This is a genomic window from Vibrio sp. 070316B (assembly GCF_013114115.1).
In the GTDB taxonomy this organism is placed as follows: domain Bacteria; phylum Pseudomonadota; class Gammaproteobacteria; order Enterobacterales; family Vibrionaceae; genus Vibrio; species Vibrio chagasii_B.
In genome coordinates this window covers 85,250-105,894 of record NZ_VTYC01000017.1, presented here as the reverse complement: position 1 = coordinate 105,894, position 20,645 = coordinate 85,250, and the positions used below count along the sequence as shown (strand labels likewise).

Annotated in this window: 23 protein-coding genes; 13 read left to right on the top strand and 10 right to left on the bottom strand. The window is 45.9% G+C overall.

Annotated elements, in window-relative coordinates; translation table 11 throughout:
* Positions 1-412 precede the first annotated feature (412 nt).
* Entirely contained in the window at positions 413-958 is a 546-nt protein-coding gene (locus F0251_RS14410; RefSeq protein ID WP_008221548.1) for a gamma carbonic anhydrase family protein, read from the top strand.
* Here the strand turns inward: F0251_RS14410 and F0251_RS14405 are convergent.
* The 4 genes from F0251_RS14405 to F0251_RS14390 form a co-directional block, all read right to left on the bottom strand.
* Complete coding sequence (locus tag F0251_RS14405) at positions 955-1,224, bottom strand: DUF1488 domain-containing protein (RefSeq protein WP_105057685.1); 270 nt, start codon at positions 1,222-1,224, stop codon at positions 955-957. The genes F0251_RS14410 and F0251_RS14405 overlap by 4 nt on opposite strands.
* Before the next feature lie 17 nt (positions 1,225-1,241).
* The gene (gene aroE, locus F0251_RS14400) at positions 1,242-2,072 is read right to left on the bottom strand and encodes a shikimate dehydrogenase (RefSeq protein ID WP_171731232.1); all 831 of its coding nucleotides are present in this window, start codon (positions 2,070-2,072) and stop codon (positions 1,242-1,244) included.
* 77 nt (positions 2,073-2,149) lie between these two features.
* Positions 2,150-3,067 (bottom strand): oxygen-dependent coproporphyrinogen oxidase, encoded by a 918-nt coding sequence (gene hemF, locus F0251_RS14395; protein ID WP_061033977.1) that lies wholly within the window; start codon positions 3,065-3,067, stop codon positions 2,150-2,152.
* A gap of 20 nt (positions 3,068-3,087) precedes the next feature.
* Positions 3,088-3,645, bottom strand: a complete 558-nt coding sequence (locus F0251_RS14390; protein WP_061033976.1) for an L-threonylcarbamoyladenylate synthase — start codon at positions 3,643-3,645, stop codon at positions 3,088-3,090.
* 195 nt (positions 3,646-3,840) lie between these two features.
* Between F0251_RS14390 and purE the strand changes: the two genes are divergently transcribed.
* Together purE and F0251_RS14380 are read left to right on the top strand one after the other, a co-directional pair.
* Complete coding sequence (gene purE, locus F0251_RS14385; RefSeq protein ID WP_105057688.1) at positions 3,841-4,326, top strand: 5-(carboxyamino)imidazole ribonucleotide mutase; 486 nt, start codon at positions 3,841-3,843, stop codon at positions 4,324-4,326.
* A 5-nt stretch (positions 4,327-4,331) separates the two neighbouring features.
* Positions 4,332-5,462 (top strand): 5-(carboxyamino)imidazole ribonucleotide synthase, encoded by a 1,131-nt coding sequence (locus F0251_RS14380; RefSeq protein ID WP_171731231.1) that lies wholly within the window; start codon positions 4,332-4,334, stop codon positions 5,460-5,462.
* A 74-nt stretch (positions 5,463-5,536) separates the two neighbouring features.
* On the opposite strand, the gene F0251_RS14375 is transcribed toward F0251_RS14380, so the two are convergent.
* The 4 genes from F0251_RS14375 to F0251_RS14360 are packed head-to-tail and all read right to left on the bottom strand — an operon-like array spanning position 5,537 to position 8,792.
* Positions 5,537-6,106 (bottom strand): type I DNA topoisomerase, encoded by a 570-nt coding sequence (locus F0251_RS14375; protein ID WP_171731230.1) that lies wholly within the window; start codon positions 6,104-6,106, stop codon positions 5,537-5,539.
* A 12-nt stretch (positions 6,107-6,118) separates the two neighbouring features.
* The gene (locus F0251_RS14370) at positions 6,119-6,595 is read right to left on the bottom strand and encodes a DUF494 family protein (protein ID WP_029235095.1); all 477 of its coding nucleotides are present in this window, start codon (positions 6,593-6,595) and stop codon (positions 6,119-6,121) included.
* A 2-nt stretch (positions 6,596-6,597) separates the two neighbouring features.
* Entirely contained in the window at positions 6,598-7,710 is a 1,113-nt protein-coding gene (gene dprA, locus F0251_RS14365; RefSeq protein ID WP_061033973.1) for a DNA-processing protein DprA, read from the bottom strand.
* The gene (locus F0251_RS14360; RefSeq protein ID WP_171731229.1) at positions 7,707-8,792 is read right to left on the bottom strand and encodes a LysM peptidoglycan-binding domain-containing protein; all 1,086 of its coding nucleotides are present in this window, start codon (positions 8,790-8,792) and stop codon (positions 7,707-7,709) included. Before F0251_RS14360 ends, dprA begins: the two co-directional genes overlap by 4 nt.
* Before the next feature lie 140 nt (positions 8,793-8,932).
* Here F0251_RS14360 and def point away from each other — a divergent pair, with 140 nt between their 5' ends.
* From def to F0251_RS14330, 6 genes are all read left to right on the top strand, one after another.
* Positions 8,933-9,448, top strand: a complete 516-nt coding sequence (gene def, locus F0251_RS14355) for a peptide deformylase (RefSeq protein ID WP_008221567.1) — start codon at positions 8,933-8,935, stop codon at positions 9,446-9,448.
* A 35-nt stretch (positions 9,449-9,483) separates the two neighbouring features.
* Positions 9,484-10,431 carry a methionyl-tRNA formyltransferase gene (gene fmt / locus F0251_RS14350; protein ID WP_060983484.1) on the top strand — a complete coding sequence of 316 codons (948 nt, stop codon included), beginning with the start codon at positions 9,484-9,486 and terminating at the stop codon, positions 10,429-10,431.
* Positions 10,432-10,520: 89 nt separating this feature from the next.
* Complete coding sequence (gene rsmB / locus F0251_RS14345) at positions 10,521-11,801, top strand: 16S rRNA (cytosine(967)-C(5))-methyltransferase RsmB (protein WP_060983483.1); 1,281 nt, start codon at positions 10,521-10,523, stop codon at positions 11,799-11,801.
* Positions 11,802-11,911: 110 nt separating this feature from the next.
* Positions 11,912-13,288, top strand: a complete 1,377-nt coding sequence (gene trkA / locus F0251_RS14340) for a Trk system potassium transporter TrkA (RefSeq protein WP_171731228.1) — start codon at positions 11,912-11,914, stop codon at positions 13,286-13,288.
* Positions 13,289-13,334: 46 nt separating this feature from the next.
* Complete coding sequence (locus F0251_RS14335; RefSeq protein WP_061033969.1) at positions 13,335-14,780, top strand: TrkH family potassium uptake protein; 1,446 nt, start codon at positions 13,335-13,337, stop codon at positions 14,778-14,780.
* A gap of 26 nt (positions 14,781-14,806) precedes the next feature.
* The gene (locus F0251_RS14330; protein ID WP_171731227.1) at positions 14,807-15,382 is read left to right on the top strand and encodes a DUF3157 family protein; all 576 of its coding nucleotides are present in this window, start codon (positions 14,807-14,809) and stop codon (positions 15,380-15,382) included.
* Here the strand turns inward: F0251_RS14330 and F0251_RS14325 are convergent.
* On the bottom strand, positions 15,379-16,032 hold the full coding sequence (locus F0251_RS14325) for a hemolysin III family protein (protein WP_171731226.1): 654 nt from the start codon (positions 16,030-16,032) through the stop codon (positions 15,379-15,381). The genes F0251_RS14330 and F0251_RS14325 overlap by 4 nt on opposite strands.
* Before the next feature lie 141 nt (positions 16,033-16,173).
* Positions 16,174-16,965: a sporulation protein gene (locus F0251_RS14320; protein WP_171731225.1), complete on the bottom strand. Its 792-nt coding sequence runs from the start codon at positions 16,963-16,965 to the stop codon at positions 16,174-16,176.
* A 283-nt stretch (positions 16,966-17,248) separates the two neighbouring features.
* Here F0251_RS14320 and F0251_RS14315 point away from each other — a divergent pair, with 283 nt between their 5' ends.
* The 4 genes from F0251_RS14315 (at position 17,249) to F0251_RS14300 (ending at position 20,610) form a co-directional block, all read left to right on the top strand.
* On the top strand, positions 17,249-17,416 hold the full coding sequence (locus F0251_RS14315) for a hypothetical protein (RefSeq protein WP_004739323.1): 168 nt from the start codon (positions 17,249-17,251) through the stop codon (positions 17,414-17,416).
* Between the two features lie 130 nt (positions 17,417-17,546).
* Positions 17,547-17,810 carry a YihD family protein gene (locus tag F0251_RS14310; protein ID WP_061033966.1) on the top strand — a complete coding sequence of 88 codons (264 nt, stop codon included), beginning with the start codon at positions 17,547-17,549 and terminating at the stop codon, positions 17,808-17,810.
* Positions 17,811-18,133: 323 nt separating this feature from the next.
* Positions 18,134-19,552 (top strand): cytochrome c oxidase accessory protein CcoG, encoded by a 1,419-nt coding sequence (gene ccoG, locus F0251_RS14305; RefSeq protein WP_008221279.1) that lies wholly within the window; start codon positions 18,134-18,136, stop codon positions 19,550-19,552.
* A 71-nt stretch (positions 19,553-19,623) separates the two neighbouring features.
* Positions 19,624-20,610 (top strand): serine/threonine protein kinase, encoded by a 987-nt coding sequence (locus F0251_RS14300; RefSeq protein WP_102426381.1) that lies wholly within the window; start codon positions 19,624-19,626, stop codon positions 20,608-20,610.
* Positions 20,611-20,645: the final 35 nt, after the last annotated feature.

Here is a 20,645-nt window from a genome sequence, read left to right as displayed (position 1 = left end):
GTCACTCAGTTCATTGAAATCAAGTTGAAACCGAAGTTTCATTTTTTGATATTCATCAACGAGTGCCCACACAGATTGATAGGTTTAAATTGTTAAAGAGCTTTTCCTTTTTGAGCTTCGCTCAAATCGGACGGCCATTTTAGCGATTTAAGTTTTAGTGTCAACCACTATTTTCAAAACTTTTTTCAAGCGCTTAGCTTGGCTAACTTGGCTTACTGATTCGTTCTGGTTTCCTAAGAAGCCATCCCGTGTCAGCGAGGTGGCATTATAGAGATTTCGATCACACTGGCAAGCCCTTTTTTAAGTTTTTCTTACTTTTTTGATTGTTCGAGTGTTTTTTGTTCAAAACACGCCATTTTCACTAGTATTCTCCACAAATAAAGGCTTATGGTGCCTATATAAAGGAGGATTTATGAGTTCAATACGTAGTTACAAAGGTATATCACCTCAGATCGGACAAGGTGTCTATATAGATACAAGCTCAGTACTTGTTGGTGATATCAAAATTGGTGATGACTCTAGTGTATGGCCTTTAGTCGCAGCTCGAGGAGATGTGAATCATATCCATATTGGCGATAGAACTAATATCCAGGACGGTAGTGTTCTCCATGTTACCCATAAGAATGCTGAGAACCCTGAAGGTTATCCTCTATTAATCGGCAATGATGTCACTATCGGCCATAAAGTGATGCTACATGGTTGCACGATTAAAGATCGTGTACTCGTGGGTATGGGCGCTATCGTATTAGATGGTGTGGTCGTCGAACAAGACGTGATGATTGGTGCAGGAAGTTTGGTTCCACCTAACAAGGTGCTTGAAAGTGGCTATCTATATGTAGGAAGCCCAGTTAAACAAGCACGCCCACTGAATGATAAGGAACGTGCTTTTTTACAGAAATCAGCTGACAACTATGTTCAGAATAAAAACGACTACCTAGACTCTGTGCTTCCCGTTTAAAGCGCTTTAATCTGAATTCGATTAGAGGAGTCATACTCCTCTTCTTCTATTAACTCTTCCGCTAACTCTTCAATATCAAAACGAAGCTCTGCAAAGATAGCCAAAGCTTGTTCGCCGCCTTCGATTTCTTTGTCTGATAATCGTGACAACTCTTCAATCGACACTTCACACTCAATCAGTGCGCCTGACTGCTGAGCTGGGAAGATAATAGATTGACTCTCTTCATCCCAATTTTGGATATCTGGGAATAGGATTGATTGATTCATTTTTTCTGAATACCTTGTTATATCTCTAGGTTCTTACGTAATTCTCTTAAAATCTGTTTTGTGCCCGGGCGAAGACCACGCCACAACATGAAACTCTCAGCCGCTTGCCCTACTAACATCCCCAAGCCGTCATAAGCAGCATGAACACCATTATCTAATGCCCATTGGTTAAATACCGTATTGCCCGAACCATAAACCATGTCGTAGACGACACTATTATCGTTGAAGATAGCAGGAGAAACTTCTGGTAGTTGACCACTTAGACCTGATGACGTGGAGTTAATAATGACATCAAAGCCTTCGTTCACATCACTTAGCCCCATCCCTTTTATGTTTCCATGCGAAGCAAACATGTCAGCTAACAATTCAGCCTTTGAACTGGTGCGGTTAGCCACCACTAATTGCTGTGGCTTTTGATCAAGCAAAGGTTGAATCACTCCTCTTGCTGCGCCACCAGCACCCAGTAAGAGGACTCGAGCTCCCTCTAATACTACTTGGTGTTGAAGTAAATCTTGAACAAGCCCCTCACCATCAGTGTTATCACCAATGATTTCTCCGTCATCTAGCTTCTTCAATGTATTAACGGCACCAGCTAGTTGAGCTCTTTCAGTCAATCGATTAGCAAACTGATAAGCATCTTCTTTAAATGGTGCTGTGACGTTACACCCTCTTCCACCTTCACTAAAAAAGGCTTTAGCCGAGGTAATGAACTGGCCATGTTCTGGCTGCAGTGCTGCATAGGTAAGCTGCTGGTTAGTTTGGCGAGCAAATAACGTGTGGATGAATGGCGATTTGCTTTGCCCAATAGGGTTACCGAAAACGGCATAACGATCTACTTGCTGTGTCATATCCTTACCTAACAGAAATAATAAAAAGGGTCATCTATATAGATGACCCTATCACTATCCCTATAAGGAAGGAAGAACTACCAAGCTCGAGGTTTTAGGTAGTCACTATAAAGCAACGCTTCTGGTGACCCTGCTTGAGGTTCGTAACGGTACTCCCAGCGAGCCAATGGCGGCATAGACATCAAGATAGATTCTGTGCGTCCGCCACTTTGTAGGCCAAATAAGGTGCCACGGTCATAGACGAGGTTGAATTCAACGTATCGACCACGGCGGTAAAGCTGGAAGTCACGCTCACGTTCACCATAAGCTGTCTCTTTACGACGCTCAACAATAGGTAGGTACGCCGCAGCATAACCTTCACCAACAGCCTGCATGTAAGCAAAACTCTTTTCAAAGCCCCACTCATTTAAGTCATCAAAGAACAGACCACCAACACCACGCGTTTCATCGCGGTGAGGCAGATAGAAGTACTTATCGCACCACTCTTTGTGTTCTTGATACACGTTATCACCAAATGGCGCACACAAGTCTTTAGCGGTTTGATGCCAAGACTGGCAATCTTCATCGAAAGGATAGAATGGCGTTAAATCGAAACCACCACCGAACCACCAAATAGGGTCCTCGCCTTCTTTTTCGGCAATAAAGAATCGAACGTTAGCATGAGAAGTTGGGATATAAGGATTTTTAGGGTGGATAACTAACGATACCCCCATCGCCTCAAACTTACGTCCTGCTAATTCAGGGCGATGAGCGGTTGCTGAAGCGGGCATTGCCTTACCTGCAACGTGAGAAAAGTTTACACCACCTTGTTCAAAGACCGCACCGTCAGTCATAACACGAGTACGGCCACCGCCACCAAGGCGATCGCCAGGTTCGCGTTCCCATGCATCTTCTTTAAACAGTGCGCTACCATCAGCTTGTTCAAGCTGTTGGCAAATCGAATCTTGTAGGCTCAGTAAAAACTGCTTTACTGCTTCTTTATCAATTGCTGACATTTTACTTTCCTTTGCAGGGTTTAACCCTGTCTTAATATTTTCGACGTTTTTGCATCTCTGATTTCGCTTGGCTTGTCACGACCACCCGTTTTCCCTTCAAGAATCGCAACCAAGTGTTGACCAAGTTGCTGTTGTACTTCTTCAGTCGTCATACAAGGCGGTTCGCCCGTCAGGTTAGCACTGGTAGAGGTTAACGGCTTACCGAATTCATTACACATTCTTTGAACCAAAGGGTGATCCGTCACTCGCACAGCGATTGAATCAAACTGACCACTCACCCAATCAGTCACTTTAGCACTGGTTGGCATGATCCAAGTGACCGGCCCCGGCCATGTTGCTTTAACCGTCGCTAGTTGCTCATCGGTCAGTTGGCTTTCATCAATATAAGGAAGCAGCTGCTCGTAACTTGCCGCAATCAAGATCAAGCCCTTTTCAACTGGACGCTGTTTTAACTCGAGTAATTTCTTGATGGCATGTGGATTATCAGGATCACAACCAACCCCAAAAACGCCTTCGGTCGGGTAAGCAATGACTTCGCCCTGTTGTAATGCCTGCAATGTATGTTGAAAGTTATCCACGGGTTGCCTCATTAAGTCAGTTATCGAACTCGCTAAGTGTACAAATTATCACTCACTGTTACTAAAGCTATTTGTTTATAAAATGTATCAATTGGCAATTTAGACTGACGCAAACGTTTTCCTAAAGCAATTTTACCCGTATAATGCGCGCAAAATATCTAATCACTAATTAAATCGTACCTGAAGGAGTTTGAGATGACTGTCGGTATTATCATGGGTTCTAAATCTGATTGGCCAACAATGAAGCTAGCTGCGGACATGTTGGATCAGTTTGGCGTAGCGTACGAAACAAAAGTGGTTTCAGCTCACCGCACACCTCAGTTGCTTGCAGACTACGCAACCAGTGCAAAAGAGCGCGGTATTAAAGTCATTATTGCTGGTGCTGGCGGTGCAGCTCACCTACCAGGCATGGCAGCTGCTTTCACAAGCGTACCTGTACTTGGTGTTCCAGTTCAGTCTAAAGCGCTGAAAGGCATGGATTCTCTGCTTTCTATCGTGCAAATGCCAAAAGGTATTGCTGTAGGTACTCTAGCTATCGGTGAAGCGGGTGCAGCGAACGCTGGCATCCTAGCTGCTCAAATCATTGGTACACACAATGAAGAAATAATGGCAAAAGTAGAAGCATTCCGCTCTGAGCAAACAGAAACGGTACTTGCTAATCCAAACCCTGCAGAGGACTAATTCCCATGCATGTTCTTGTGTTAGGCGCGGGCCAACTTGCTCGCATGATGTCCCTAGCTGGGGCACCACTGAATATTGAAATTTCTGCTTTTGATGTTGGCAGCAAAAATATTGTTCATCCATTAACGCAAGCGATTCTAGGCAACGGCTTAGAAAATGCGATTGAGCGCGCGGACGTGATTACTGCTGAATTCGAACACATCCCTCATGATGTGCTTGAAGTATGTGAGCACAGCGGTAAGTTCTTACCGACCACAGAAGCAATCAAAGCTGGCGGTGACCGTCGCCTCGAAAAAGCGCTATTAGACGAAGCGAACGTAAAGAACGCTAAGTACTATGTGATTAACTCTCGCGAAGACTTTGACGCTGCAATTGTTCATGTTGGCCTACCTATGGTGCTGAAGAGCACACTTGGCGGCTACGATGGCAAAGGCCAGTGGCGTTTAAAGACCTTAGACAACGTTGAAGCAACTTGGACAGAAATGGCCGAGTGCATTACTGCAACCGACAATCAAGCAATCGTGGCAGAAGAGTTTGTTCCATTCGACCGTGAAGTATCACTGGTTGGTGCGCGTGGAACCAATGGAGAGGTTCAAGTTTACCCATTGGCAGAAAATGTTCACACCGATGGCGTATTGAGCTTATCGACCGCAATTGATGATATTGAGCTGCAAGAACAAGCGAAAGCCATGTTTACTGCGGTTGCTGAGCGCTTAGATTATGTTGGCGTGCTAGCACTTGAGTTCTTTGACGTTCAAGGTTCACTGTTGGTTAACGAGATTGCACCACGTGTTCATAACTCAGGTCACTGGACACAGCAAGGTGCCGAGACTTGTCAGTTTGAGAATCACCTTCGTGCGGTCTGTGGAATGCCACTAGGTAGCACCAAGCTGATTCGTCCGACCGCAATGATCAACATCCTTGGTGAAGATACTCTACCTGACGCTATTTTGGCTCAGGGCGGTTGTCATGTGCACTGGTATGGTAAAGAGAAACGAGCAGGCCGTAAGATGGGGCACATTAACGTGAGCGCAGACTACAACGCCGAATTGCAAAGAACATTATGTTCACTAGCAGATATCCTCGACAAAAAAGCTTATCCAGCTATTCATGAGTTCGCTGAGCAGATGAAATAAGCCAGCATGGCTTTGTTAGTTTAGATACAAAAATGGCGCTCAGTGAGCGCCATTTTTATTTCTATAACCTGAGGCTATTCAGATTGAATGTGGTGACATTTGCGGTCGGCACATTGCTTTTTCATCCCTTGAGCTGTTTTCTTCTCAAGTAACAGCGGGAACTGACACGCTTCACAACGACCGATAATAGGCTGCTGGTTTACTGCAAACTTACACTTAGGGTAGTTATCACACGCGTAGAAAGTTTTTCCGTAGCGAGATTTACGCTCGACCAAATGGCCTTTGCCACATTCAGGACAGCCGACCAACGGCTGCTCTTCAGGTTGTTCTTTGGGCTGGTCTAAAGATTCGATGTGATTACACGCAGGGTAGCTGCTACAACCAATAAACATGCCATAGCGACCTTGCCTCAACACCAGCTCGTTTTGGCATTTAGGGCACGGTACACCCAGCTCTTTCACTACATGACCATCGTTTTGGTGCAAAGGCTTGATGTAGTCGCAATCTGGATATTGCTTACAGCCTAAAAACGGGCCGTGCTTACCATGGCGAAGCTGAAGCTCTCCGCCACACTGTGGACACGGTTCATGCTCTAGTGCATGTTCATGTGCTGAAAAAAGCTGATTATCAATCTTACTACTCATGATAAGCCTGTATTAATGCAAGATACCTTGCTCTTTGGTGTACAACAGCTCTTCCATTTGCGTGTAAGCACTTTCATTACCCGGTACATTGAACAGTACCATTAAGATAATCCACTTCAGATCATCCAACTCAAATTCATTGGTCTCTAACCCCATCACACGATCAATCACCATTTCACGAATCTCTGTCGTGAGAACGTTGATCTGCTCAAGGAACAACAAGAAACCACGACACTCCATATTAATACGTGATATCTCTTTACTTGTGTAAACACGCATCGAGGTATTAGAGCACATAGTAATCGCCGCTTGGTTATCGGTATCTTGCAGTGCAGCAAGGTCTTCTAACCAATGGAGAGCCTTATAAATATCATCTTGGTGAAACCCCGCTCGAAGAAGTTCATCTTCAAGTTCGTCTTGATCCACCTGCAATTCAGAATCGCTATGGATGTAGGTTTCAAACAAGTACATCAGTATGTCCATCATCATAGCTAGCCTCTCCCCTTTCGAATATAGCCACCGGAAACTGCAACAACATGCCCTGAGAGCTCAAGCTCTAAAAGCTGCATCATGACTTCATGCACAGGTATATGGGTTCTCTGTGCCAAAATATCAACGGGTGTCGCCTCTAATCCTACGTTAGCTAACAGATGTGGAAATGGCAATTGTTCATTTTCTTCCAAGCTTGGCGCAGGTTCGAATAAATTAGGCTGTTGATCTATAGACCAGTCTAACAGACTCTTTATTTCAACCAATACATCTTGAGCACTCTGTACCAAGCAAGCGCCGGCTTTGATTAAGCTATTGCCTCCACGGCTCGTCGGGCTATGAATAGAACCTGGAAGCGCAAAGACTTCACGTCCTTGCTCCAAAGCATAGCGAGCGGTAATGAGTGAACCACTTTTCTCTGCAGCCTCGATCACCAAGGTTCCTAACGATAAGCCACTAATAATACGATTGCGACGCGGGAAATGTTCAGGTCGCGGTTTGGCACTTGGACGAAACTCTGAAATTAGCGCCCCACTTTCACATATCCTAGCCGCGAGGTTTCTGTGTCTTGCAGGATAAATAGAATCCAAGCCTGAGCCCAATACAGCAAAGGTTTCGCCTCCTTTATCTAGTGCGCCATCATGGGCATAACCATCAATACCAAGCGCTAAGCCGCTGGTGACAATCAAACCATTTTGTACAAACTCTTTAGCGAATGATTTCGCCGTCTGTAGCCCTTCGATGCTGGCATTACGGCTGCCAACCATCGCGATTTGAGGTTCAATCAGCTTTTCAACGTTACCTCTAACGAAAAGCACAGTAGGCGCCGAGGCAATCTCACTCAGCAATTTAGGATAATGTGGGCAACTCGGAGTCAGGATGTGATGGTTGGATTGTTTAGCTCGCCAAGCGAGACAAGCCTCTACCTCTCTTGGGGCTTGTTCTCGTAGATAGGAGATTTGTTTGGTTGATAAACCTAGTGCTTGTAGCTGTTGCCCTGAGTAACCAACAATGTTTAAAGGAGAATCAACACTCAGTAGGCGAGCAAGACGCTTTCCACCCAGTTGCGGAATAAAGCTTAACGTTAACCAAGCAATCAGTTGCTGTTCATTCACTCGCTTCCCTCTTCCGTCACTGCAAGGTCCAAAGGCGATACCGCCACAATGTCGTTACTCACTGGCTTTGAACTTTGAGTGATCAAGGCGAGGCTGAAATACTCATAAGGACGAATGACCATCAAGCTACCGAGCGAGGTACTTGGTAGCTGCACTTTATTACTCGCTGCAGACTCTTTGTAACTGTATTCACCTTGTTTGCCGAACACGACTGCACCACTTTCACTTAGGGTAAACATGGAGCCTTGACGAAGATTGTCCTGTGAGCCTTTATTGATTACCACCACCTGATTTTTAGCGCTGTACTGATTACCCTCGAGAGAACCTAAAACATTGGCGAACTGACCCGCCGCACTAGGGGTAGGATAAAACGTAGTAGAAAGATTCACTTGGTCGACACCCAGTTCGGGTAGTACTAGGTCATTAAGTAGAACTTCTTGCAGCTGAGTGTCTATCTGTAAGCTACTGAACTCATCGTCCACTTCTTTTAAGCGCGCAGTGGCAACCAAGCGCAAAGAAGTGATACTCGCTTGAGGCTGCTGCCTTTGATAAGTTTCAACGGCGCGGTAGATACCCCACTTAGGATGCTGCTGGTTTCCCGAGATAAACAACCGATCTGCACCAGACAAGAAGCGTTTTCCATCGCTTGTTCCCAACACTCGTTGCGCCGAGTCAATATCTTGCTGCTCAACCAAGCGATCAGACTGCAAATAAGGCAAAACCAACCCCTCGTTGACGGTAGGTACTGCTTTCTTCTCCGAGACACGAATCTTAGGGCTGAGTTTGATAACAGGCTTGAGGCTCAAGACAGGTTCACCATTAATCCAAACCAACGACAGTTTGTCTCCGGGATAAATAAGGTGAGGATTTTCTATCTCTGGATTCACCTGCCATAACCTTGGCCACAACCAAGGACTATCGATATACATCGCAGAGATATCCCACAAGGTGTCGCCCTTAACCACCACATAAGCCTCTGGCGCACCTCGCTTAATGGTTAAAGGTTGTTCACTATTCTCTGCCACCACGGCAAAAGAAATTGAGGAAAAAACAAGCGATAAAGTGGAGTAAATATGACGCATGACCTAGCTTCCTTGGTCTGTATATATGACATCGGATTGGAGAATTACCATCAGGATGCTGTCATTTGACCTCTAAAATGTCTAGAATTGAGCCAACAAGGTTAAAGCTGTTTCGGCACAGTTCAATATTTCGAGTGTATATGTCTGTATTACAAGTATTAACATTACCAGATGATCGTCTACGTACCGTGGCGAAACCGGTAAAAGAAGTTACCCCAGAGATTCAAAAGTTCGTTGATGACATGATTGAAACCATGTACGACGAAGAAGGTATCGGCCTTGCGGCGACGCAGGTAGATTTCCACCAGCGTATCGTAGTAATTGATATTTCAGAAACGCGTGATGAACCAATGGTTCTTATCAACCCTGAAATTATCGAGAAACGCGGCGAAGATGGTATCGAAGAAGGTTGTCTATCTGTACCTGGCGCTCGAGCTCTAGTACCTCGCGCTGCAGAAGTAACGGTTAAAGCACTAGACCGTGACGGCAACGAATTCACCTTCGACGCTGATGACCTTCTGGCTATCTGTGTTCAGCACGAGCTTGATCACCTAGAAGGCAAGTTATTTGTTGATTACCTATCGCCACTTAAGCGTAAACGTATTCAAGATAAGCTAGCGAAAATCAAACGCTTCAATGAGAAGCAAGGCAATTAATCGCAGCTATTACTAAATTAAGAAGGAAGCCTACCTTGAGTCAGTCTTTAAGAATTGTCTTCGCAGGTACTCCGGATTTCGCCGCCCGTCACTTGGCGGCGTTGTTGTCTTCGGAGCATGAAGTTATTGCTGTTTATACACAGCCAGATCGTCCAGCAGGCCGCGGTAAGAAACTGACTGCGAGCCCAGTAAAAAACATCGCTCTTGAAAATAACATTCCGGTTTACCAACCAGAAAACTTTAAGTCAGATGAAGCTAAGCAAGAGCTAGCGGATTTGAATGCGGACATCATGGTTGTTGTAGCGTACGGCTTATTGCTCCCACAAGTGGTTCTAGATACGCCTCGCTTAGGTTGTATCAATGTGCATGGTTCTATTCTACCGCGCTGGCGTGGTGCTGCTCCAATTCAACGCTCTATCTGGGCGGGTGATAAAGAGACTGGCGTTACGATCATGCAGATGGATATCGGCCTAGACACAGGTGACATGCTAAGCATCGCTACGTTACCAATCGAAGCGACAGATACTAGTGCATCGATGTACGAGAAGTTAGCAGGCCTTGGCCCTGACGCTCTAGTTGAGTGTTTAGCTGACATCGCTTCAGGCAAGGCAGTAGCTGAAAAGCAAGATGATGAGCTTGCGAACTACGCGAAGAAGCTAAGCAAAGAAGAAGCACGTATCAACTGGAGTGATGACGCGGCTCATATTGAGCGCTGCGTTCGCGCTTTTAACCCATGGCCAATGAGCCACTTTGAAGCTGCAGAAAACAGCATCAAGGTATGGCAAAGCCGTGTGGCAGAGCAAACCTCTGATAAGCCTGCAGGTACGATTCTGCAAGCCGATAAAACTGGTATCTATGTAGCAACAGGGCAAGGTGTACTTGTTCTTGAGCAGCTACAAGTTCCAGGTAAGAAAGCCATGTCAGTTCAGGATATCTTGAACTCTCGTGCAAGCTGGTTTGAAGTTGGAACTCAACTTTCTTAACCGCTTTAAAGCTGCCATCACGCAGTTTAGAAAACCTTTACGAGGGCAGAGATGCCCTCATGTATTTAAATAAATATTCGGTACCCCTCATGAATGTTCGCGCTGCTGCTGCAAATGTCCTATTTCAAGTTGTCGATAAAGGCCACTCTCTTTCACACGCTCTCCCTGCGGCTCAAAAAACGATCCGCCCGCGAGACCATGCTCTACTGCAAGAGATTTGCTACGGCGCACTTCGTTACCTACCTCGCCTAGAGTCAATCGCTAACGAACTGATGGAAAACCCGCTTAAAGGTAAAAAGCGCGTATTCCACCACCTAATTTTGGTGGGCATTTACCAACTGAGCTTCATGCGTATTCCTTCGCATGCAGCTGTTGCGGAAACGGTTGAGGGCACCAAAACACTGCGCGGTCCAAGCCTAAGTGGTTTGATCAATGCAGTATTACGTAGCTACCTACGTGACCAAGAAGAGCTGGATGAAAAAGCCGTTAGCCACAACGCGGGCAAATACGGCCACCCAAGCTGGATTCTAAAAATGCTTCAAGAGAGCTACCCAGAACAATGGGAGCAACTGATTGAAGCCAACAACAGCAAGGCACCGATGTGGCTGCGCGTAAACCGCCAACACCACACTCGTGACGAGTATGTTGAACTGCTTAAAAACGAAAACATTGAATACACCCTGCACTCAGAAGCAGCAGATGCAATAAAATTGGCTTCACCTTGTGATGTAACTTTATTGCCAGGCTTCGACAAAGGTTGGGTTTCAGTACAGGACGCAGCGGCTCAGCTTTCTGTAGATTACCTAACACCAAAAGATGGTGAGCTAATCCTAGACTGTTGTGCAGCCCCTGGCGGTAAAACCGCACACATTCTTGAGCACACCAACGACACTGAAGTGGTTGCGATTGACTGTGATATTAAACGCCTAGACCGTGTTTACGATAACCTTGAACGTCTACAACTGCGTGCCGACGTAATTTGTGGCGATGCTCGCTACCCTGAAGAGTGGTGGATGGGCGACAAATTTGACCGTATCCTGCTTGATGCTCCTTGTTCTGCGACTGGCGTAATCCGTCGTCACCCAGACATCAAATGGCTACGTCGAGCATCTGATATTGAAGCGCTTGCTGAACTGCAAAGTGAGATCATGGATGCAATGTGGCGCCAGCTGAAAGAAGGCGGCACCATGGTTTACGCGACATGCTCTATCACACCGCAAGAGAACGTTCTGCAGGTGAAAGCATTCCTAGAGCGCACTGAGAACGCAACGCTAGTTGGGTCTGATATCGAAAATCCGGGTCGTCAAATACTGCCTGGTGAAGAAGATATGGATGGCTTCTACTACGCAGTTCTAGTAAAACAGGCATAACAATTAACAGCGGCTAAGAATTTTATTTCTTAGCCGCTGTTTCTTTCTAGTGCATTATCAAAGCAAAATGAGAACACTAGAATTACAACGGCAAAAATAAGAGAAAGGCTATGAAGATCATTATCCTAGGTGCTGGACAAGTAGGCGGTACCCTTGCTGAAAACCTAGTGGGTGAAAACAATGACATCACGATCGTCGACTGTAACGCCGACCGACTGCGTGAACTTCAAGATAAATATGACCTTAGGGTTGTAAATGGCTATGCCAGCCACCCAAACACATTACGTGAAGCGGGTGCGCAAGATGCCGACATGTTGGTTGCAGTAACCAACATGGATGAAACCAACATGGCCGCATGTCAGGTTGCCTTCTCTCTTTTTAATACACCAAACCGAATTGCACGTATTCGTTCTCCAGAATATCTGGAAGAGAAAGAAGCGCTGTTCAAATCAGGCGCTATTCCTGTCGATCACCTGATCGCACCGGAAGAGCTGGTGACCAGCTACATTGAACGTTTGATCCAATACCCAGGCGCACTACAAGTGGTGAGCTTTGCAGAACAGAAAGTCAGCCTAGTGGCGGTAAAAGCTTACTACGGTGGTCCACTGGTTGGTAATGCCCTGTCTGCTTTGCGTGAGCACATGCCGCACATCGATACGCGTGTGGCGGCTATCTTCCGTCAAGGTCGCCCTATTCGACCGCAAGGCACCACCATCATTGAAGCCGATGATGAAGTGTTCTTTGTAGCGGCAAGTAACCACATCCGCTCAGTCATGAGTGAGCTACAACGCCTAGAAAAACCGTACCGCCGTATCATGATTGTCGGTGGTGGTAACATCGGTGCAAGCCTAGCGAAACGCCTTGAGCAGAGCTACAGCATCAAGCTTATCGAGCGCAGCTACACGCGTGCAGAGAAGCTGTCTGAAGAATTAGAAAACACCATCGTATTCTGTGGTGACGCCGCAGACCAAGAGCTGCTAACCGAAGAGAATATCGATCAAGTTGATGTATTCATTGCCCTAACCAATGAAGATGAAACCAACATCATGTCAGCAATGCTGGCTAAGCGCATGGGTGCCAAGAAAGTAATGGTACTGATTCAGCGCGGTGCTTATGTCGACCTTGTACAAGGCGGTGTAATTGACATTGCAATCTCTCCACAACAGGCGACCATTTCTGCGCTACTTACTCACGTTCGTCGTGCTGATATTGTTAACGTATCCTCTCTACGTCGCGGCGCTGCTGAGGCGATCGAAGCCATTGCCCACGGTGACGAAACCACATCGAAAGTGGTTGGCCGAGCGATTGGCGATATCAAACTACCACCGGGTACCACTATTGGTGCCATTGTTCGCGGAGAAGAGGTGCTTATTGCGCACGATAGAACCGTGATCGAGCAAGATGACCACGTAGTAATGTTCCTAGTAGACAAGAAGTACGTGCCTGATGTTGAGTCTCTTTTCCAACCGAGTCCGTTCTTCTTGTAGCCTTTTTTCATAAGTCTTCACGTAGAACGCGCTCAGGCATTAAGCTATGGTCAATTTTCGTCCTATATTATTAGTGATAGGGTTAGTGTTATCAAAACTGGCCCTTTTCATGTACATCCCAACACTAGTAGCCTTCTTTACCGGTACCGGTGGCTTTCTCGAATTCGGTCAATCCGTAGTGATCACGCACATCGTAGCGTTCATCTGCTTGAGCTTGGGCCGCTCTGCTAAGTTCCGACTCGGGGTGCGGGATATGTTCCTGATCACCTCTCTGGTATGGACAATAGCCAGTGCCTTCGCCGCACTGCCGTTTGTGTTCATCAATCACATCAGCTTTACCGATGCCTACTTTGAAACTATGTCCGGTATTACCACAACAGGTTCAACGGTATTGAGTGGCTTAGACGGCATGGCACCAAGCATCCTACTGTGGCGCTCGATATTGCAATGGCTTGGCGGCATTGGCTTCATCGTAATGGCGGTGGCAGTACTGCCGATGCTCAACGTCGGTGGTATGCGCCTGTTCCAAACGGAATCTTCCGATTGGTCCGATAAAAGCAGCCCGAGAGCAAAAACCGTCGCCAAGAACATCGTAGCGGTTTATCTGGTATTAACTGGCTTGTGCTTAGTGAGCTACCTGTTTGCAGGCATGAGCGTGTTTGACGCCATCAACCACTCGTTTACCACGCTATCAACTGGCGGTTACTCGACCTCTGATGGCTCGATGAACCACTTCTCAAATAGCGCTCACTGGGTGGGCACAGTGTTCATGTTCCTTGGTGGCTTACCATTCCTGCTATTCGTTAGCGCATTACGCGGTAGAAAACTGTCTATCCTCTACAAAGATGCTCAGGTGAAAGGCTTCACCTACCTGTTTTTGTTCACCAGTGCGGTCATTTCAGCATGGTTAGTGGTGAGAGATGGCTACACCGTTTTGGATGCACTGCGTGTTTCTATGTTCAACATTGTTTCTGTGGTCACCACTACCGGCTTTGGCTTGGAAGACTTCACAGCATGGGGCGCACTACCAACCACCTTGTTTGCCTTCTTGATGATGGCGGGTGCATGTTCAGGCTCAACCTCGGGTGGTATCAAGATCTTCCGCTTCCAAATAGCGATGACGATGCTTCACAAACAAATGATGAAGTTGATTCACCCATCAGGCGTATTTGTTCAACGATACAATCAACGTCCTGTGAGCGACGATATCGTGCGCTCATTGGTAGCATTTGGTTTGATGTTCTTTATTACGATTATCTTAATCGCTGGCGGTTTGAGTGCGATGGGATTGGACCCAATCACCAGTATCTCTGGTGCCATTACAGCGGTGGCTAACGTTGGCCCGGGTATGGGTAGCGTAATCGGTCCAACAGGTAACTTTGCTCCGCTGCCAGACGCCGCTAAGTGGTTATTAAGCTTTGGTATGTTGATGGGTAGGCTGGAGATACTGACGCTGATCGTTCTATTCTTCCCAGCCTTCTGGCGACGCTAGTTGCACTAATATTTAAGGAAACAGAGATGAAATCATACCTACTTATCGCAAGCGCACTGCTGAGCAGTTCAGCTTTCGCCGAGCAGATGCTCACTCTACAAGATGGCAAGCAGATACTGCTGAAAGATGACTTTACTTGGCAGTACGTGGCACACAAGCAGCAAACAAAAGAAGCAGTAACGTCAGAGAGCACGGTGCCTGTTGCTGCCGCACCTGTTGTCGCCGTTCCGATTGCAACGAATGTACAAGGTACGACAATTGTTGTTGATAGCAAGAAGCCAAGCCTACAGCTGTCACAATCAGGGGTTGATGTGGTACTCGGTGCTAGCCACTATCAAGATGGTGAGCTGATTATTCCAACCGCGATTACCAACCAAAGCACACAAGCTGTGATCTTGGTGTCGGTAAAACTCGATCTGTATTCAGCAAGCGGTGAATTATTAGAAGAGAAAACCGTCGCCGTTTGGAAATCAATTAAGCGCATGGCAGATACCTACCTTCGACCAAAAACAGATGCCGAAGGTACTTCTATCAAGCTAGCTGTTGAACAGCACCCTGAGTACCAAGTTAAAGCTGAAATCATTGAAGTACTGACTCGCTAAACCGGAGTCACGTACAGATAGATAGCGAAGAAGTGGCAAGCGCAGCCCGCCAACACAAACAAGTGCCAGATGGCATGGTTGTAAGGGATGCGTTTTGCCACATAGAAAATCACACCCAATGAGTAAATCACACCACCAAGTGCTAATAGCACCAAACCGCCCATCTCGATATTCATCGCCAATTGATACACCACGATCAATGACAACCAGCCCATCGCTAAGTAAGTCACTAATGACAAGCGCTTAAATCGATAGACAAAGGCTATCTTCATAATAATGCCGACCAGTGCAATCCCCCAAATCACTGCCATCAGCCCCATCGCTAATGGCGTTCTTAAACTGACCAGTAAGAATGGTGTGTAACTGCCCGCGATCAGTAAGTAAATAGCGCAGTGATCGAGAGTTTTCAGCAGCCGTTTGGTTTTCTCTGTGGTGATAGAGTGGTAAAGCGTAGAAGCAAGAAATAGCAGGATAATACTGCTGCCATACACCGCCATACTGGTAATCGTCAGCATGTCGGCTTGATGGTCAAACGCACGGCTCAGTAGCAGGATTAAACCAACTACGCCAAGCACAACACCCAAGCCATGGGTTATCGCATTGGCGCGTTCTTCAATGTCACTGTATTCGCTCGCCGATGATGCAGACATAATTATCCTACTAGAGTAAATGTTCGATAATGCTAGTATTACACATTAAGCGTACACGTGTAAGCTTAAATTTTTATGACATGTAAAGCTCTGAGAGATCGAAGACAGTGATCCCTTAGACATCATTTATTCAGAAGAATATTAAGACGCGTTTTCTAGGTACTCAATGACCATCTTACCCGCCTCTTCTGGGGAGGCATCAAGTGGCACACTCAGCTGTCGATGTAATTGACCAATACCCAACAAGCTTGCCAACATACCTTTTGCACCATCGCGATTGCGGTCTATTTCAAACCATAGCTTAAGTTCTTTGTCATCTCGATGAGCAACCACTTCCAGCTCGCGCCAGCGGCCATGGTAAGGCCCAGTGGTTGGAACAAACTCAAACTCTTGAACAAACGGCAGTTCAAAGCCATCAACTGCTTCACACTCTACCTGGCGAATGCGTAGCCCTTGAGCCTCCAGCTCATTGAAAATGCCATCAAGGAGTGCATCAGGACGAACCGTTAAGATATCTTTATCCGAAGGGTCAATCGCCATCGCTATGTCTAACCCTGTTTCCAGCCACACCTTTGAATCGCCAATCGTCACCGGTGTGTTCAATGGAACATCAAACTCACACTCAAAGTCGCGAGTTTCACCCGGCTGAATCACAAACGCGTATGGCAGGCTCCATTTTGCTAGTGAGTATGTCTGCTGCATGCGGCGTGTTTGGCCGCCCTCTTGCCTTTGCGAGTTCATGGTGACTTCTTTTACGTAACGACAGCACAGATTAAGATCGATGTTGTCGATCTCCTGCGGCTGAGCGCCACCATACACATGCACAATAATGCTCGCCTTCTGCCCTGGATACAGCACTTCCTGTTGCAATACCGAATCGACCTTAGCCGACCCAATACCAAAACTTGCTAACGTTTTCTTTAAGAACGACATATGCACCTCCTTTAAAGCATCATCTTAAGCCTGAAAGAGGTTCAAACTCAAATATACTGCTCACACAATTTTAGCTCTAATATCGTCTATTTATCACTCAAGCGTCGATCGATAACTGAGATAGTGATAACCTAATACTCGATATGCATGCATATCATTATCCTGATTTATTATTCGGATTGGCGAAAGCCAGACGAGTGACTCTTCAAGCAATTGAAGCGGATCTCATAGTGAATCAGGCCATTAGATTGGCAATGGATATGCCTGACCGTTAGGTAAATTAATGCGCCCAACAGCTGTCAGGTTCTCGCACACCAACCGTAGTGCGATGCGTCGTCGTAGTGGCTTTGTTGCTGCTCCAACGGCAAAGAAATTGGCTCCTACAATGACTTTAGTTGAGAAGACTGCTTTATTAGCACCGACTACAACAAAAGTAATTAAAGCCGCTTAACAAAAAGCGCAGTTTTTACTGCGCTTTTTTCTTGCCTGGTATTCTCTTGAAATGCGTTTACACATTGGTATTCCTTAACCGATTTGATACCTTAGCCACAAATCATTATAAAATTTGTGGAGAATAAAGTATGAAGTGTCACCGCATAGAAGAACTTCTTGAACTGATGGAGCCAGAGTGGCAGAAAGATCAGGAGCTTAACTTATTAGAGTTCATCATTAAGCTGTCAAAAGAGGCAGGCTACGAGGGCAAGCTTGAAGACCTGACAGACGATGTGCTTATCTACCATCTAAAAATGCGCAACAGCGAGAAAGATGAAATGATTCCAGGTCTGAAAAAGGACCAAGAGAATGATTTCAAAACCGCAATCCTAAAAGCGCGCGGCCTACTTTAATCACTTCAATGTGTTAAAGCATCATTGCCTTATAGATAAATAGCTCAATTCTAAAAAGCGACCTCTGGGTCGCTTTTTTGTTTCTGTTCGCTATTTTTTCGTCACAACTGTTATGACTTTTGTTGTTAAAGGTTGATAGCGTTAAAGAAATGAGAACAAGATTGTCGCTATAATCGCCACCCATAAGGATCTTCTAAAATAATAAGAGTGAGTGCTCTTTCAGCCTAGGCACCAAACTTAAAGCTTAGATCCTCTAACATCATATTTTAAAGCAATGTCGTCAATACTCTCGAAGAAGGGTATAGCCACCAAAAGGATAATCCATGAGTCAGGATAAAATCGATATCAAAGATGTGACTCCTAAAACCTTTAATCCAAAGACACATAAAGGTAATGGAGATCGATTTAACCCAAGTAACCGAATCTATGTTCGAGAAAGCAAAGGTAAATTCCAACAATTACGCCGCTACGGTGGTTGGTTCTTACTTTTACTTTTTGCGCTGATCCCATGGATTCCATTTGGTGAGCGACAAGCAATCTTGCTCGATATCGGTAGCCAGCAGTTCAACTTCTTTGGCACCACTCTATACCCGCAAGATCTAACCCTACTTGCGATCTTATTCATGATTGCCGCCTTTGGCCTGTTCTTTATCACCACCTTTTTGGGCCGCGTGTGGTGTGGCTACCTGTGCCCACAAACCGTGTGGACCTTCATGTACATCTGGTTCGAAGAGAAACTGGAAGGTGCTGCCAACAAGCGAAGAAAACAAGATTCTGGCAAGTTAACCACCAACCTGATGATCAGAAAAACCATCAAGCACATTGCATGGTGGGCGATTGCGATTGCGACCGGTTTAACCTTTGTCGGTTACTTCATTCCAATCAAAGAGCTAGTGGTTGGTTTCTTTACCTTTAACTCTTCGTTCTGGCCTGTGTTCTGGGTACTGTTCTTCGCTGGTTGTACTTATGCCAACGCTGGTTGGATGCGTTCGATTGTTTGTCTGCATATGTGTCCTTATGCTCGCTTCCAATCTGCGATGTTTGATAAAGATACCTTCATCGTAGGCTACGACACTGAGCGTGGTGAGAGCCGCGGTCCTCGTTCTCGCAAGGCCGATCCTAAAGCGCTTGGTCTTGGTGACTGTATTGACTGTAACCTGTGTGTGCAAGTGTGTCCGACGGGCATTGATATCCGTGACGGCCTGCAATACGAATGTATTAACTGTGGTGCGTGTATTGATGCCTGTGACAAGACCATGGAGCGCATGGGCTATGAGAAAGGTCTGATTAACTACACCACGGAGCATAGGCTTGAAGGTCACTCAACTAAGGTGATGCGTCCTAAATTATTGGGCTACGGTGCAATACTTGTTCTGATGCTTGGCTTGTTCTTCGTACAAATCGCCAGTGTCGACCCTGCAGGCTTGAGCGTTCTGCGTGATAGAAACCAACTGTTCAGAGTCAATACTCAGGGGCTGGTTGAAAACACCTATACCCTCAAGGTGATCAACAAGACTCAACAAGAACAAGAGTACAAACTCGATGTCAGTGGGTTACCAGGTTCAATTTGGTACGGCAAACAGACAGTAACCGTTGCTCCAGGCGAGGTTTTGAACCTACCTATCAGTTTAGGTGCCGATCCTGAAAAACTGAGCTCACCAGTTTCGACAATTCAGTTTATACTCTCGGATAATGAAGAGTTTACGATGGAAGTAGAAAGCCGCTTTATCAAGAAACTCTAATACTAATCACACACGATTGGTACAACACCCAATAAATGGAAAAAGGCTCAGTAATGAGCCTTTTTTATTATATGACGATGCAAGCCTTTAACTTTGATAACCTGACCCCCGACTTCATGTGGTACGCACTGGAAAGCATTGGGGTTCGTGCTGAATCTGGGCTTCTTGCTCTTAACAGCTACGAAAACCGGGTATATCAATTTACCGATGAAGACCGTAAACGCTACGTCGTTAAGTTTTATCGTCCTCAGCGCTGGAACAAAGCGCAAATCCAAGAAGAACATGACTTCGCATTAGAATTGATTGACCAAGAAATTCCCGTTGCTCCACCAATGCGGATTAACGGCGCTACCCTACATGAATACCAAGGCTATCTATTCGCGCTATTTGAGAGCGTTGGTGGCAGACAGTATGAAGTAGATAACCTAGATCAATTAGAAGGCGTTGGCCGCTTCCTTGGCAGAATTCATAAGGCGAGTGCAGCGAAAACCTTTCAACATCGTCCAACCATCAGCCTAGATGAATACCTGCATCAACCACGTAAGATCCTAGAAAACTCTCAATTTATTCCAATGCACTTAGAGAACGCTTTCTTTAATGATATCGATCTACTGATCAAAGAATTAGAGAATCAATGGCCAAGCAATATTGAGAACATCCGCCTGCATGGTGATTGCCACCCAGGTAATATCTTGTGGCGCGATGGGCCAATGTTCGTCGATCTCGATGACGCACGTAACGGTCCGGCAGTACAAGACTTGTGGATGCTGCTCAATGGTGAGCGCCAAGATAAGCTGATGCAACTCGATATTCTGCTAGAGAATTACCAAGAGTTTTGTGATTTTAATAGCTCACAACTGAAACTAATTGAGCCTCTACGCGGTCTACGTATGGTGCATTACATGGCATGGCTAGCTAAGCGATGGGACGATCCGGCGTTTCCTCTGGCCTTCCCATGGTTCAATGACCCGAAATATTGGGAGCAACAAGTACTTGCTTGTAAAGAGCAAATTGCTACCCTGCAAGAGCCACCACTTTCGTTAATGCCTCAGTGGTAACCGCAATCGCAACATACAACTAGATAAAAATTCAA

What these genes read in the sequence shown, in the direction of transcription:
- F0251_RS14405 (WP_105057685.1), bottom strand. Translation starts at nt 1,224, where the DNA reads ATGAATCAATCAATCCTATTCCCAGATATCCAAAATTGGGATGAAGAG.
- F0251_RS14300 (WP_102426381.1), top strand. Translation starts at nt 19,624, where the DNA reads ATGACGATGCAAGCCTTTAACTTTGATAACCTGACCCCCGACTTCATG.
- F0251_RS14335 (WP_061033969.1), top strand. Translation starts at nt 13,335, where the DNA reads ATGGTCAATTTTCGTCCTATATTATTAGTGATAGGGTTAGTGTTATCA.
- F0251_RS14380 (WP_171731231.1), top strand. Translation starts at nt 4,332, where the DNA reads ATGCATGTTCTTGTGTTAGGCGCGGGCCAACTTGCTCGCATGATGTCC.
- F0251_RS14315 (WP_004739323.1), top strand. Translation starts at nt 17,249, where the DNA reads ATGCGCCCAACAGCTGTCAGGTTCTCGCACACCAACCGTAGTGCGATG.
- ccoG (WP_008221279.1), top strand. Translation starts at nt 18,134, where the DNA reads ATGAGTCAGGATAAAATCGATATCAAAGATGTGACTCCTAAAACCTTT.
- hemF (WP_061033977.1), bottom strand. Translation starts at nt 3,067, where the DNA reads ATGTCAGCAATTGATAAAGAAGCAGTAAAGCAGTTTTTACTGAGCCTA.
- F0251_RS14360 (WP_171731229.1), bottom strand. Translation starts at nt 8,792, where the DNA reads ATGCGTCATATTTACTCCACTTTATCGCTTGTTTTTTCCTCAATTTCT.
- F0251_RS14325 (WP_171731226.1), bottom strand. Translation starts at nt 16,032, where the DNA reads ATGTCTGCATCATCGGCGAGCGAATACAGTGACATTGAAGAACGCGCC.
- purE (WP_105057688.1), top strand. Translation starts at nt 3,841, where the DNA reads ATGACTGTCGGTATTATCATGGGTTCTAAATCTGATTGGCCAACAATG.
- F0251_RS14310 (WP_061033966.1), top strand. Translation starts at nt 17,547, where the DNA reads ATGAAGTGTCACCGCATAGAAGAACTTCTTGAACTGATGGAGCCAGAG.
- F0251_RS14410 (WP_008221548.1), top strand. Translation starts at nt 413, where the DNA reads ATGAGTTCAATACGTAGTTACAAAGGTATATCACCTCAGATCGGACAA.
- F0251_RS14375 (WP_171731230.1), bottom strand. Translation starts at nt 6,106, where the DNA reads ATGAGTAGTAAGATTGATAATCAGCTTTTTTCAGCACATGAACATGCA.
- rsmB (WP_060983483.1), top strand. Translation starts at nt 10,521, where the DNA reads ATGAATGTTCGCGCTGCTGCTGCAAATGTCCTATTTCAAGTTGTCGAT.
- F0251_RS14330 (WP_171731227.1), top strand. Translation starts at nt 14,807, where the DNA reads ATGAAATCATACCTACTTATCGCAAGCGCACTGCTGAGCAGTTCAGCT.
- F0251_RS14320 (WP_171731225.1), bottom strand. Translation starts at nt 16,965, where the DNA reads ATGTCGTTCTTAAAGAAAACGTTAGCAAGTTTTGGTATTGGGTCGGCT.
- trkA (WP_171731228.1), top strand. Translation starts at nt 11,912, where the DNA reads ATGAAGATCATTATCCTAGGTGCTGGACAAGTAGGCGGTACCCTTGCT.
- aroE (WP_171731232.1), bottom strand. Translation starts at nt 2,072, where the DNA reads ATGACACAGCAAGTAGATCGTTATGCCGTTTTCGGTAACCCTATTGGG.
- def (WP_008221567.1), top strand. Translation starts at nt 8,933, where the DNA reads ATGTCTGTATTACAAGTATTAACATTACCAGATGATCGTCTACGTACC.
- F0251_RS14370 (WP_029235095.1), bottom strand. Translation starts at nt 6,595, where the DNA reads ATGATGATGGACATACTGATGTACTTGTTTGAAACCTACATCCATAGC.